General features: G+C 33.2%; 12 protein-coding genes. 3 read left to right on the forward strand and 9 right to left on the reverse strand.

What is annotated here, in order from left to right; genetic code table 11:
* Positions 1-183: 183 nt before the first annotated feature.
* Positions 184-1,428 carry a tryptophan synthase subunit beta gene (gene trpB / locus GCWU000282_RS03360; protein ID WP_023353600.1) on the reverse strand — a complete coding sequence of 415 codons (1,245 nt, stop codon included), beginning with the start codon at positions 1,426-1,428 and terminating at the stop codon, positions 184-186.
* Positions 1,429-1,753: 325 nt separating this feature from the next.
* Here trpB and GCWU000282_RS03365 point away from each other — a divergent pair, with 325 nt between their 5' ends.
* On the forward strand, positions 1,754-2,695 hold the full coding sequence (locus GCWU000282_RS03365) for a helix-turn-helix transcriptional regulator (RefSeq protein WP_035039184.1): 942 nt from the start codon (positions 1,754-1,756) through the stop codon (positions 2,693-2,695).
* 83 nt (positions 2,696-2,778) lie between these two features.
* Positions 2,779-3,195 (forward strand): pyridoxamine 5'-phosphate oxidase family protein, encoded by a 417-nt coding sequence (locus tag GCWU000282_RS03370; protein WP_023353602.1) that lies wholly within the window; start codon positions 2,779-2,781, stop codon positions 3,193-3,195.
* Positions 3,196-3,345: 150 nt separating this feature from the next.
* On the opposite strand, the gene GCWU000282_RS03375 is transcribed toward GCWU000282_RS03370, so the two are convergent.
* The 8 genes from GCWU000282_RS03375 to GCWU000282_RS03410 form a co-directional block, all read right to left on the reverse strand.
* Positions 3,346-3,930 carry an MptD family putative ECF transporter S component gene (locus GCWU000282_RS03375; protein ID WP_023353603.1) on the reverse strand — a complete coding sequence of 195 codons (585 nt, stop codon included), beginning with the start codon at positions 3,928-3,930 and terminating at the stop codon, positions 3,346-3,348.
* Between the two features lie 10 nt (positions 3,931-3,940).
* Positions 3,941-4,645, reverse strand: a complete 705-nt coding sequence (locus GCWU000282_RS03380; protein WP_023353604.1) for an energy-coupling factor transporter transmembrane component T — start codon at positions 4,643-4,645, stop codon at positions 3,941-3,943.
* Positions 4,635-6,152 (reverse strand): ABC transporter ATP-binding protein, encoded by a 1,518-nt coding sequence (locus GCWU000282_RS03385; RefSeq protein WP_035039187.1) that lies wholly within the window; start codon positions 6,150-6,152, stop codon positions 4,635-4,637. The genes GCWU000282_RS03380 and GCWU000282_RS03385 overlap by 11 nt, the downstream gene beginning before the upstream one ends.
* A gap of 2 nt (positions 6,153-6,154) precedes the next feature.
* The gene (locus tag GCWU000282_RS03390) at positions 6,155-7,864 is read right to left on the reverse strand and encodes an ABC transporter ATP-binding protein (RefSeq protein WP_023353606.1); all 1,710 of its coding nucleotides are present in this window, start codon (positions 7,862-7,864) and stop codon (positions 6,155-6,157) included.
* Positions 7,857-9,692 (reverse strand): ABC transporter ATP-binding protein, encoded by a 1,836-nt coding sequence (locus GCWU000282_RS03395; RefSeq protein WP_023353607.1) that lies wholly within the window; start codon positions 9,690-9,692, stop codon positions 7,857-7,859. Before GCWU000282_RS03395 ends, GCWU000282_RS03390 begins: the two co-directional genes overlap by 8 nt.
* A 102-nt stretch (positions 9,693-9,794) precedes the next feature.
* Complete coding sequence (locus tag GCWU000282_RS03400; protein WP_023353608.1) at positions 9,795-10,367, reverse strand: TetR/AcrR family transcriptional regulator; 573 nt, start codon at positions 10,365-10,367, stop codon at positions 9,795-9,797.
* Between the two features lie 106 nt (positions 10,368-10,473).
* Positions 10,474-12,018 (reverse strand): class I SAM-dependent RNA methyltransferase, encoded by a 1,545-nt coding sequence (locus GCWU000282_RS03405; protein WP_023353609.1) that lies wholly within the window; start codon positions 12,016-12,018, stop codon positions 10,474-10,476.
* 22 nt (positions 12,019-12,040) lie between these two features.
* Entirely contained in the window at positions 12,041-13,018 is a 978-nt protein-coding gene (locus tag GCWU000282_RS03410) for a hypothetical protein (RefSeq protein WP_023353610.1), read from the reverse strand.
* 227 nt (positions 13,019-13,245) lie between these two features.
* Between GCWU000282_RS03410 and GCWU000282_RS03415 the strand changes: the two genes are divergently transcribed.
* Positions 13,246-13,551 (forward strand): YerC/YecD family TrpR-related protein, encoded by a 306-nt coding sequence (locus GCWU000282_RS03415; RefSeq protein WP_023353611.1) that lies wholly within the window; start codon positions 13,246-13,248, stop codon positions 13,549-13,551.
* The last annotated feature ends 67 nt before the right edge of the window (positions 13,552-13,618 follow it).

The raw sequence follows: 13,618 nt of genomic DNA on the forward strand, positions 1-13,618 counted from the left end.
ATGAATTTTGCCGATTTGTGAGAACAGGGATAAAATACTTAAGACAGTGTCAAAGATATATTTACATTATTGGCTTCGTATAGAAATATTTGACTTTTATACAAATAGTAGAGGTGATTTTACACCTCTACCATTGACAAAAAAACTTATTTTATAATCAGCTAATAATATAAAATTGATATATTATTTATTAATAAATTCTTTTAAAAATTGCTCACCTGTACCATATTTTTCATATACATAATCAATATCTTTATCACCTCGACCCGAAAGATTTACAAGTATTGATCCCGGATTTTGATTTCTGGCATATTTTATTGCATATGCCACAGCATGTGAGCTTTCTATTGCAGGAATTATTCCTTCATAACGGGATAGTAAGAAAAATGCCTGCATAGCCTCATCATCATTCACAGCTTCGTATTTTACTCTTCCACATTCTCTCAAATATGCATGTTCAGGTCCGACTGACGGATAGTCAAGTCCGCTGGCTATGGAGTACACAGGCAACGGTTCTCCGTTTTCATCTTGTAAGAGCATACTTTCAAAACCATGAAGAACTCCTTTTTTACCGAATGTCATACTTGCTGCATGTTCTCCTACGCCACTTCCTATTCCAAGCGGTTCTACACCTACAATATCAACCGGTTCCGCCAGAAATGCTTCAAACATTCCTATCGCATTAGAGCCTCCTCCAACAGCCGCACAAACAACATCAGGCAAATTACCTGTCATTTCTTTGAATTGTTCTTTTGCTTCTATTCCTATAATTGATTGAAAATCACGAACTATCATAGGGAATGGATGAGGTCCTACAGCAGATCCTATACAGTATATTGCATCTTTGTATTCTTTTAAATATGCTTCAAAAGCAGCGTCTACCGCCTCTTTTAATGTTTTAAGTCCATGCGTTACAGGTATTACATTTGCACCGAGCATTTTCATTCTTATTACATTGGGATGCTGTTTTTTTATGTCAACTTCTCCCATGTAGATATCACATTCCAAACCAAAATAGGCCGCAGCCGTGGCAAGTGCAACACCATGTTGTCCGGCACCTGTTTCGGCAATGAGTTTTTTCTTACCTAAGAATTTAGCAAGCAGACCCTCACCCATACAATGATTCAGTTTATGTGCACCTGTATGGTTAAGATCTTCTCTTTTAAGGTATATTTGACATTTTCCCAGCAATGAAGATAAGCGTTCACAATGATAAACAGGAGTAGGCCTGCCTTGAAACTCTTTTCTGATGCGTCTTAATTCATTTATAAAACGTGCGTTATTACAGATTTCCGAATATGCCTGTGTAATATCTTTAAAAGCAGGAACTAATTCAGGAGGTAAAATCATTCCTCCGTATTCACCGAAATATCCCTTTTCATCAGGAAAGTTTTTTAGATAGTTATCAAAATCACGGTAAGTTTTCATAATTACTAATTCCCTTCTTAATAAAATTAAACGTCTTATCTCATAGAAATAATTTATGCTAACATTATAATATTTTCTTGTCAAGGGATTATTTTAATGTGTTTATAGCTCGGTTCTTTTATTACCTTTTTAGTAATAAGTATTAAAAGCACAACATTTTCCATTATTCACATAAAATATCGCTAAAGTTCCTATACTACTTTGCAATGATGTTAAAAATAATTCTCAGACCATTTGTTTTTACCTCGTATTTTTCTTTCATTTATAGTATAATGTACAAAAGGTTTCACATTGTGACACCTTTATGTTTATAGGAGATGTTAAAATGAATAAATCAGAGCGACTTAATGATATGATGATATATTTAAATAATAAGAGCTATTTTAACTTAATAGATTTGATGGAGAAATATAATATCTCAAGAAGCACTGCAATCAGAGATGTTCAATCTTTAGAACAGATTGGAATGCCAATATTTTCGGAACATGGCAGGTATGGAAGATATGGAATTTTAAAAAACCGATTACTTTCACCTATTATTTTTACCACTGATGAAATGTATGCGATGTACTTCTCCATGCTGACACTGAAAGAATATCAATCTACCCCTTTTGATTTAGACCTAGAGAAACTAAAACTGAAATTTGAATCCTGTATCTCTAAAGAACATAAGCTGAATTTGGACAGAATGGAAACAGTATTCAGCTTTACATCTTTAAAGCAAGTGAATAATTGTCCTTTTTTGAAAGATGTATTGTATTTATCAATTAACTGTTCTGTATGTGATATTACTTATAAAAGTAAAAATAACGATTATAAATACACTGTACAATTTTTGAATATATCTGCATCGTTTGGTCAATGGTATGTAACAGCATATAATTATGATAATGACAAAATGCAAGTATTTCGTTGTGATAAAATTCTTTCTTTATCTGTCAATAAAAATAAAGAACCTGTTAACGACCATAAAATTGAAACTTTGAAAACAAATAATTTCAAAGAAAAGAATTCTACCGATTTTGAAGTAAATATAACAGAAAAAGGTGTAGATTTATTTATAAAAGAAAATTATCCATCAATGACATTAGCTTGGTGTAATAATACACCGGTTATTAAAGGATTTTACAACAAAAATGAAGAAGATTTTATCTCGAGTTACTTTTCTGTTTTTGGAAAAGAAATTATTGCAATTACTCCGCCTGAATTAAAGGAATTGATTATTAAAAAAATAGAAGATAATATGACTCATATCAAATCTCTTTAAGTTTGTAGATGAATTTTAAAGGTTTCACAATTTGATACTTTTATTCAGTATAATTAAACTATAAAAAAAGGAGGTCTTCTTAAATGAATACAAAAACAGAATTTTTAAAAATTATGGCTGAACAAACAGAAATAGCCTTAGCAACATCTGTAGATAATATGCCAAATGTGAGAATAGTAAATTTTTATTTTGAGCCGGCTGAAAATATACTTTACTTTTCGTCTTTTAAAGGAAATGATAAAATCAAAGAAATAAAATCAAATCCATATGTGGCATTTACTACAATTCCTCACTCAGGAAATGAACATGTCAAAGCTAAGGGCATAGTTCAAAAAAGTCCAAAAACTATTTTTGATGTTGCTGAGCAATTTATTGCTAAAGTTCCGGATTACAAAGATACTATAGAATATGCCGGGGAATCCTTGATTTTATTTGAAGTAAGATTTGATACGGCTATAGTTACAAAGGATTTAGGTACAATCAAAACATTAAAACTTTAATTGGAAACTTATTTAGGATGAACTATGATATAATACGATGAAATTTAAAACTTACTTAACGCTTGCTATTCATTCTTTTTTATGATGTGGGTGTCAAAAGTATTTGACACCCATTATTTAATCCATTTTTCCCTCACAAACAAAGATTGATTAAATCACTCCTGCTTTTTCAAAATGTTTTTTAAGTATCCTTGTTGCAACAAATGCTCCTATGCAAGCAAGAACAAAAGTTATCAAGCCAAATCCTACTGCCCACGAAACTTTGAAATAAGATAATGCTTCATTTATCCCCGCTTCACTCATTTTCCATTTTGATGCTCTTTCCACAAAAGAAGCTGTCCCGAATAAAATCACAGGAATTACTGTCCCTAAAAAATCCGCTAATGCAAATGTCCCATATCCAATAATCATTCGTCCCTTGCTCTCATAATTTCCTATAATCAAATCACATATAATTCCACCGATTACAGCAAAGACTGCATGAGGCAAATGTCCTCCTGACAATGCAATTAAAGCAAGAAGCATTCCTGATATTGTAAATACGCCATTCTTTTTAACTTTTACAGCCATAAGGATATAAACGGTAGCAGCTACCATAAAGCTAACTCCTGAAGCAATAAATCCTCCAATAACTGTTGTTGCCATAGCAAAGCCGGCTGCCATGTATATGACAATTCCAATTGCATTAAAGATTCCGATTGTAATAAAATCACGACCATTCAATTTGTTTTTCATAAAAGTCCTCCTAATAAATTTTCTGTATTACTATCACAAGAGCAATTATCAAAGCTCCTAATAGTCCAATCATTAAGTCTGTTTTTCTAAACCGCAATTCTGTTAATGTTACCCTCTTCTCATCACTATCAAGTCCTCTAATGAGTGCCGAAGCTGACAATTCATCTGAAATCTTAATCATTCTCATTAAAAGCGGAACAAACGTATATTCAATATATTTAATTGGATGTAGCAACGGAAAAAATCTGCTTGTTACGATTCCTCGAATCTTCATATTCTCTTTTAATGCCTTGAGTTCTATTTTTATAGTTGGTACAAACCTAAGCAAAACACTAAAAGGTATACCAATGCTTCTTGGTACTTTCATTCTATTTAACGCTTCCAGCATTTCACTTACACTTGTAGTCTTTGCTATATATCCACCAAACATAGCGATTAAGGTCATTCTTGATGCAAAGTAAATAAACATATATATTGCAAATACAATACTTGCTTCCTGGAACTTTCCAAGCCCTAACTCTATGCAGTATAAAAGCACAAAAAACAAGGTAAAGCGTAACGATCTTTTCCACATCCCGCTATATAAATATAGAAAAAAGGCAAAAACAATTAGTACAAAAAGTAGAATTGTATCGCTTATAAAAAAGCTCGTAAAGGAGGCAATTGGAAGTAGAGTAAGTTTTATTCTCGGATCTATAGTTTTTCTATCTGACAAGCTCTCTACCTCCTCTCATCTTGTCTAATATGAGAAATTTATTACTTTCACTCATATTCAAAACCTTTTCTATTTTCCCATCTCCCATTACCCATAGCTTGCTCACTGTGTTTGCTAAAAACTCAAAATCATGACTTATTACCAAAACTGTTGTCCCATTTTTTAATTGTTCTTCAATTAGTTTTGCGACTGAAAGCATTGAGTCTTTATCACAACCTGATGTTGGTTCATCATAGATAAAAACTTTTGCCCGTTTCATCATTCCACAAGCTATTGTCAGTCTTTGTTTTTCTCCTCTTGATAAAGCAAATGGATGCTTATCAATGTATTTATCTAAGCCAAGTACATTCAAAATAGACTTTGCCTTTTGAGTATTTTCTTTTTTATCTTTACCCTCCATACCAAGTAACATTTCATCAAGTACACTTCCCGAAAATAACTGATAGTCTGAATCTTGAAAGACAAAATATGACATATCCATTAAATCTTTACGATTCAACTCTTTATCTTTTTCCGCCCATATTGTTCCCTCTTTTATCTTCTCAAGTCCTGAAATCACTCTTGCAAAGGTAGTTTTCCCGGTACCATTTAAGCCGATAAGACCAATGGCTTTTCCGCACTCCATATTGAAATCAAGATGATTTAAGATGTACTGTTTTTGCTTATTTCCAACCTTAGTTGTACTTGAGTAACAAAATTTCAAGCCTTTTCCACTAATACTTTCATCATTTAATTGATATGAATCTTTCTTCTCACTTATCCTGTATTCTTCTAATTCAAGAGTTCTTAGTCCATTTTCATCCCAAAACTCCCCTTCAAGATGGATAACTTCTTCCCGACTCAAATCCTGTGCAATTCCTCCATCTTTCATCAAAAGAAAACGGTCAAATAAAGACTTTACATAGTACAAACGATGTTCAATTAGAACAACCGTTGTTCCTTTTTTCTTTAATTTCTCCAAAATTAAAAACAGGTCAAATGTTGCTTTCATATCCAAATTTGCTGAAGGTTCATCTAAAATTAAAACTTTCGGATTCATCGCATAGATACTTGCAATAGCTATCTTTTGTTTCTGTCCGCTTGATAATTCAAAAACAGATTTTCCTTTCAGTTCCGGGGTATCCAGCTCTGCATATACTTCTTCTACTCTATGTTTGATTTCATCTCTTGATTTGCAGATGGTTTGAAGCCCAAAAGCTATTTCTTCATCTGTCGTTGTCGTAAAAAACTGACTTCTTGGATCTTGAAATACAGTCCCTACAATATGCCCTATTTCATGAAGTAATAATTTACTTATATCTTTTCCTGACACAAAGACTTTTCCTTGCATTTTTCCTTTATAATAATGCGGAATAAGACCATTCATTACACTTCCAAGAGTGCTTTTACCACTTCCACTTTTCCCTGAAATTAAAATAAATTCACCTTTTTTAATTTCAAGATTGATATTTTTTAAAGCAGTTCGTCCATCTTCCCATTCATAAGAAACATCTTTTAACAAAATCATGATTATACCTCGTACTGAGCTTTCCATAATTTTGTGTAATAACCATTTTTATCAAGAAGTTCCCAATGCTTTCCTTTTTCAAGTAAATTGCCTTTTTGGAATACGAGAATTTGGTCAGCTTTTTGAATGGTTTTTAAATGATGAGCCACTACAAGAACAGTTCTATTCTTTGCAAGTTCTGTAATGGCATCTTGTATCAAAGATTCATTTACAGGATCAACATTACTTGTCATTTCATCAAGAATTAAAATTGGTGCATCTTTTAGAAAAGCTCTTGCAATAGATATTCTTTGTCTTTGTCCACCTGAAAGAAGCCCACCATTTTCTCCAATATCTGTTTCGTAAGCATTTGGTAAACTCATAATGAAATCATGTATCCTTGCTTTTTTTGCAGCTTCAATGATTTCTTCTTTTGTTGCTCCTTTTTTACCTACTCTGATATTTTCTTCAATCGTGTTGTCAAACAGTTGAACATTTTGCATAACAATGCTGATACGATCTAAAAGTTCATCATAAGGAATATCTCTAATATCCACACCTCCAAGCGTGATTTTTCCTTTATGCACATCATAAAATCTTAAAAGCAAGTTGGTTATAGTAGTCTTTCCACTACCTGATTCTCCAACTAAGGCTGTCACCCGTTTTTCAGCAATAGAAAAGCTCAATTTTTCCATTTTAAATTCGTCTTTTTCGTAGGAAAAATCTATGTTTTCAAAAGCTATATCATTATCTTTCGGAACAATTCCATTCATTTTATCCGGGATTACATCTGCATATAAAATTCTTGAAAGTCGCTCGTAACTATCTACTGCCGAAACATAATACATATAGTGTTGTTCCATAGAAGCGAACGGCTTATAAAACTCTTTTGAAATTACTGTAAAGATAATAAAATTAAGTACATCAAGATTTCCCTTTACAACAAATATTGCTCCTGCGATTAATAGAATTAAATATCCAATATCCAGTAAAAAACCAAATATAGATAATTGTTTTGCCTTAAATCTTGAAGCTTTCTTGCTTGTTTCTCCGAACTTCTTCGTTTTATTCATTAGTTCATTATCCAAGCTCTTATTGTTAGAAAAACTCTTTAGTACAGGTATTCCTCTCACATATTCAACAAATAAGCTAATCATATCAAGAAGTGCTGAGTTGTTCTGATTTTCTATTTTTTCAGATTGCTTAATCGTCAGATACAGAAAGATAAGTGCAATCGGAACAGATACAGTCATCAGAATAGCAAGTTTGAAATCAATACTTGCAAGACCAATAAATATGACTGCACCTATCAAAAAATCGCCAAACATTCTTGACCACATGTGTCCTACAACGAGGGACATATTATCAACATCTTTATGAAGTATTGTGTTTATCTCACCAAGTCTTTCATTGGTATAAAATCCTAAACTGAATTTTTTCAATTTGATAATCATGCGTTCTCTGATTTGCTGAACAATATCAAAACCCGCACTATGCTTTTTCATATCCGCAACCATGTTACAAATACCTTTGAAGACTACAAGTAATCCAATCGCAATAAAATATTTATAAAGCATACCTAAACTCGTTCCATCAAATATCTGAAACAGTATAGAAAATACGATAACAATCATAGCTATGGAGCTTAGTCCATAAAGAGCAAAGAATATACTTGATATAGTCAAATCTCTCTTACCGGTTTTTGTAAGTAGTTTTAATATTTCTCTAAACATTTTCTGTTACCACCTCCGTACACTCGCAATCCTCTTCGTTTCTTGCTCGTGAAAGACTTGCGTTGATACACTCGCAATCCTCTTCGTTTCTTGCTCGTGAAGGACTATCGTCTTTCAAATTCCATCTGTCTACTTTGTTCTGTGCTTCAACCATATCCTTATAAAAATCACATCTTTTCATCAGCTCTTCATGGCTTCCTGCATCAAGAACAACTCCCTTATCCATAACAATAATTTGGTCTGAATCTCTAATCGTATTTAGATGATGAGCAATTGTAATGATGGTTTTATCCTTACTTAAATCATCAATCGCTTCACCGATTAGTCTTTCATTTTCACTATCAACAGCTGCCATTGCCTCATCTAATATTAAAATCGGTGCATTTTTCAGTATCATTCTTGCAATAGAGATTCTTTGTTTTTCTCCACCGGATAACTTAACTCCCATTTCACCTACTCGTGTTTCATATCCATTTGGCAATGCTGAAATAAAGTCATGACATCTCGCTTTTTTAGCAGCTTCTATGACTTCTTCTTTTGTTGCATTTCGTTTTCCGATTGCTATATTTTCAAAAATACTTAAATCAAAAAGGATAACTTCTTGCCCGACACTACCAATCAGCATTGAAATATTTTCTTGACTATATTCTTTTATATCTTTTCCATTTATCAGTATTTGTCCTTCGTCTGCATCCCAAAATCCCATAAGCAAGTTAGATACTGTACTCTTTCCGCAACCGCTTGCCCCTACAAAGGCATTCAAGCTATTTTTCTTAAAAGTCAAATTGATATCTTTAAGCTCAAAGCCATCTTTTCCGTATGCAAAATTTACATCTTTAAATTCTATGTTTCCAAATTCTAAACCTTGTTCTGTCTTTTTGTTTGGAAGTGGAACTGTTAAAACTTTTCCAATCGCCTTTAACGCTTCCTTAAACACAATAGAAAAATGTTGCAATGTAGCTGTCTTACTTATGGATGCAGTAAACACAGACGATAAAATTATTGCAAGAATAAAATTAGGTGTTGTAATATTTCCATGATAAAGAAATATGCTTCCCAAAATCATGACAATAACCACTCCAATTTCCATAAATATGTCAATGAGTCCCATTGGAATTGTGATTGCTCCCATACTCTTTTTAACCCAGTAAATATATTCTCTTGCCGTTTTTAATGTTCTTTCACTAATTTCCTCTTCTTTAGCAAAAGCCTTAATCACAGAAATATTTTTTACATATTCCATTAGCTCTTCTCTCATTCTGTTTTCATGATTGAAGTAAATCGTAAAGTTTTTATCCATTGTTTTCTGAGAAAGAACTTTTACCAAATACATAAGTGGAACTCCGGCAATCATTCCAAGAGCAAGACGCCAGTCTACAAAAATCATAGCTACAAAAATAATTGTAGGTAGAAGCGTAACTGCCATTATTTCAGGAAGACCATGGGCAAGGTATACTTCCACTTGCTCTACATCATGCTGAACAATGTTGGTAAGCTCCCCAGTATTATGTTCTTTAAAGAATCCCAAACTTAGTTTTTTCAAATGCCCAATAATATCTACCCTAAGTTCTGTCAATTTTTCGTATGCTTTCTCATGAGCAACCTTTGTTGCAAAATAGTAAAACACTCCCTTTAATGAAAACGATGTAAAGATTCCCAAGAATATATACTTTAAATTACCTTCGTTAATATTGTTTGTGATTAAAGAACTAATCAAATATACAATTAAGATTTGTGGTATCAAATCAAATACTATTTTTAAAGCAAGAAGTGAACCTGCTAAACCATTTTTTCCAATCACTTTTTTTCGTAATTCTTTTTCCGGCATGAACAACTCTCCTTTCAAAATTGAATAATATTGAATTTTAATTCAATATTAAGGTTTAAAGTAAGACTTTGCTGATTACGCAAAGTCTATTTTTTATGCTGATTACAAGGATTCCACTCCCTTGTAATAACACCTTGCAATAAGTTTTAGCATATCTTTTGCCCACTTTTCACTTTGATAGTGCCTTGCTATTTCAAGAAGCCCCTCTGTAAAGTTACTGGCTAAAATATGGGCAAGCATTGGATCATATTCCTGTTTAGATTGTCTTTTTAAACTTACTTCAATATGAATCTGCATTTGCGATATGAGTTTTTGTTTTGCTTCTGTATGCTTTGTACCTGTGCTTTTATCCATTAAAATAATTAACTTCTTACGCTCTTTTAAAAGTTCATGAATATAATTCTCGCCGACTTCATCAAACCTTTCAGAAGCAGAACCTTTTTCCAAAGATTCTTCCTCATTAAAAGCTGACTCGAAGTTTATATAAACAGAACTTACTACTGCATCAAACAAAACTTCCTTATTTTTGAAATAGGTATAAATTAGTGCCACAGGAATATCTGCTTCTTTTGCAATTTCTGTTAATTTGGCACCTCTATAGTCCTTTTCATAAAATACTTTTTCTGCTGCTTCTAGTATTCTATTTCTAACTTCTTCTTTTAATACTTGTGCCATAGCACACCTCTTTCTATAATAATACTGAATCTATATTTAATAATAAATTAAAATTCAATATTTGTCAAGTTAGTGCATAAGTATACTTTTTCTCTATATAAGATAATCATACACGAATTTCCCAAGTTTCAATTTTCTCTGCTTTATCTTCGACGTCACCCCCCATATGATTCTTAGCTTCATGAAGTTTGGACAATAAACATACCGTCTCCACATGCAACGTCTCCGGAAACATATCACACAAACAGACCTTCTTCACCCTGTACCCTACTGCCTCAAACTCAGGAATATCTCTTACAAGGCTTGTAGGCTTACAGGCAATATAAACTATATCCCTCACACCATAGGATAACACCCTTTTAAGTGCCTTAGGGGATACACCGTCTCTTGGCGGGTCGAGGATAATGAAATCAGGTTTTTCCTTCACTTCATCAAGCACCTTAAATACATCTCCTGCCAAAAACTCAGTATTGGTAAGCCCATTTAACTTGGCATTTTCATTGGCTGCGATTACGGCCTCTTCCACTATCTCTATACCTATTACCTTCTTAGCTACAGGTGAAATTATCTGACCTATGGTGCCGGTTCCGCTGTAAAGATCGTATACTACATTTCCTTCATTATTTCCCACATACTCCCTTACCTTGCTGTAAAGTACTTCTGCTCCTAGAGAATTAGTCTGGAAAAATGAAAATGTAGTGATTTTAAATTTAAGTCCAAGCAGCTCCTCATTTATATAATCTCTTCCAAAGAGAATTTCCTGCCTTTCAGCCTTCACATCATCAGAAACTTCATTATTTATAAGATGGATAATACCGACTATTTCACCCTCTAAGCTTACTTTTCTTAGCTTTTCCACCATTTTGGCCAAAATATTCTTTTCTGCCTGACTCTGCTCTTTATCCTTATCATACACTGCATTTGATGAAGCTAAAAACTCCTTCAGGCTATCCATTTCCATAGCATTCTTTTCGGATTTTGTTATAAAGTCAGATGAAGTTTCAAGGGCTACCAGAATTTCTCCTGTCTTAGCTGCCCTTCTTACAAGCAAATGTCTGAGATATCCCCTGTGCATTGCCTTATTATAGAATGAGATTTCTGCTTCGTTAAAATGCTCAAATACACATCTTAGTACCTTATTAAAATCATCATTTACTATCTTACAGTCATCAGTATATAAAATATCGTGAAAATGTCCTCGTTTATGAAGCCCAAGCGACATTGGGCCACCCTTATAGCTATCACCAAATGCATATTCCATTTTATTTCTGGTTTCCCACTCATTAGGGCTTCCAAGTATTTCCTCATATTCATAATCAGTAGTTATAACTCTGTCAAGCATCTTCTTTACCTGAGTGCTTTTTAACTTAAGCTGTTCTTCATAAGGCAGGGTATGGTAAGAACAGCCACCGCAAAGTCCGTAATTCTTACAGACAGGCTCTCTGGTTTCTATGGCCGCTTTTTCTATAACTTCTTCTATACAGGCTTCATACCTGTCATTTCTTTTTTTCTGAATTCTGTATCTTACTTTCTGACCTGTTATTCCTCCCTTAAGTACAACCTTTCTCTCATCATCTCCGAGGATTATTATTCCCTTATCCGGAAAATCCACATAACTGATTATTCCCTCTGCGATTTCACCTTTTTTCAATGTTTTCTCCTTAAATTACTCTTTAATTAACTGTTTCTATTTTGCAAACCGCAATTTCTCTTAATCCCCTGTTATAAAGAGATGTCAGACAAAGATTTTCACTTATATTATGCAGCGTATGCTTTGCCATTCCTTTAGGAAAACCGATATCAAAGTATTCACCCGTACTAAGTGAAAAAACTTTCTGTTTTCCATTCCAATCATCATTCTTAAAGAGAGGTGTCATTATTACATATTCAGAATTTGTAAATGTTCCGTTCACACCACCTTTTTTACCTGATGATTTCAAGTTATCCGACTCAATGAGCTTTTCCGTTACCTTTCCCTTATCAGAGATTTTAGCAAGAGCATAGTAATCCAGCCCCCACTTATTAACAGATGTTGTACTTTCCCCTGACGTAAATGCATAAATTTCATTATCAAATATTTTCAAACTGTCAATTTTAGGCATTTCATCATTACTATCATCATAATTTACAAATGCTTTTTTATCTATTTCCAAAAAAGATTTCCACTTAGCCGATTTTACCTCAAAATCAATGTCTAAAAGTCCAAAACACCTTGCTAAGCCATAATAAATTTTATTTTCAAAACAAACTGGAATAAGAGAGCTGTCTGATATAACCTGAAAACATCTTTGTTGGGCTTTTTCCGGTATAACCTTTCCCGAAATTAAAGAACCGTTTTTTATAGGTATGATTTCCGGTACAGAAAAATCACCTCTATAATATTCAATCTGTTTTCCGTCTTTTATAATTCCAAACCCTTCACCACACATAAAAAACACAGGATAATTTCTTCCTGAGTCCGAACAATCACAGACAGCTATTTTCTTTACTTCTGAAGGCGAAAACATAATAACACAATACTTATCCGAAACTTCTGCCTCTCTTGTAAAAATCAAAGCCCTTCCATCATTAAGTATTCCGGTGCTATGCACAAAGGTATATTGGTCACTTATATCCCATTTTTGTAAAAGACTTAGTTTCAGCTTCTCCATTTTATCACTCCCGCCTCACTTAGCTCTGTAGTAAATTTTCCTGTATCTATTATCCTTCTTTTATCATCATCTGATATTAGAATAAGCCGTTATTCAGCTACCATTATGCCATAATTATCAGGTTCAGGCAATATTCTGGATAAATTATTAGCTCTTTACTTTGCTATTGTAAAGTGTTAAAATATTCTTATATTGCAAAATAATTTAAGTAAATTCGGAGATTAAAAATGAAAGACAAATTAAAAACACCAGCAATGGACTATTTCTTCGATGCAGTCCTCACTCTGAAAAGCAGGGAAGAATGTTACAATTTTTTTGAAGATGTATGTACTATAAACGAACTGTTTACCATTTCACAGCGGCTTATGGTTGCCAAGATGCTTACAGAGGGTAAAACCTATATCGAAATTGCAGAATCCACGGGAGCCTCTACAGCTACTATAAGCAGGGTTAACCGCTCCCTTACCTATGGAAATGATGGCTATGAAATGATAATGCAACGAATTAATACCGGCTCTGAGTCCGAAAAATAATATAACCACAGATCAAAAAACGGCTTGTCCTATATTATACCGGTTAAACCATATTGCTAATAATTTG

Origin of the sequence: Catonella morbi ATCC 51271, assembly GCF_000160035.2 — a bacterium.
Taxonomy (GTDB): domain Bacteria; phylum Bacillota; class Clostridia; order Lachnospirales; family Lachnospiraceae; genus Catonella; species Catonella morbi.

Excerpts from the sequence above, each read along its gene's own strand:
- GCWU000282_RS03375 (WP_023353603.1), bottom strand. The coding sequence starts at position 3,930 with ATGAAAAACAAATTGAATGGTCGTGATTTTATTACAATCGGAATCTTT.
- GCWU000282_RS03370 (WP_023353602.1), top strand. The coding sequence starts at position 2,779 with ATGAATACAAAAACAGAATTTTTAAAAATTATGGCTGAACAAACAGAA.
- GCWU000282_RS03415 (WP_023353611.1), top strand. The coding sequence starts at position 13,246 with ATGAAAGACAAATTAAAAACACCAGCAATGGACTATTTCTTCGATGCA.
- trpB (WP_023353600.1), bottom strand. The coding sequence starts at position 1,428 with ATGAAAACTTACCGTGATTTTGATAACTATCTAAAAAACTTTCCTGAT.
- GCWU000282_RS03395 (WP_023353607.1), bottom strand. The coding sequence starts at position 9,692 with ATGCCGGAAAAAGAATTACGAAAAAAAGTGATTGGAAAAAATGGTTTA.
- GCWU000282_RS03385 (WP_035039187.1), bottom strand. The coding sequence starts at position 6,152 with ATGATTTTGTTAAAAGATGTTTCTTATGAATGGGAAGATGGACGAACT.
- GCWU000282_RS03390 (WP_023353606.1), bottom strand. The coding sequence starts at position 7,864 with ATGTTTAGAGAAATATTAAAACTACTTACAAAAACCGGTAAGAGAGAT.
- GCWU000282_RS03400 (WP_023353608.1), bottom strand. The coding sequence starts at position 10,367 with ATGGCACAAGTATTAAAAGAAGAAGTTAGAAATAGAATACTAGAAGCA.
- GCWU000282_RS03365 (WP_035039184.1), top strand. The coding sequence starts at position 1,754 with ATGAATAAATCAGAGCGACTTAATGATATGATGATATATTTAAATAAT.
- GCWU000282_RS03410 (WP_023353610.1), bottom strand. The coding sequence starts at position 13,018 with ATGGAGAAGCTGAAACTAAGTCTTTTACAAAAATGGGATATAAGTGAC.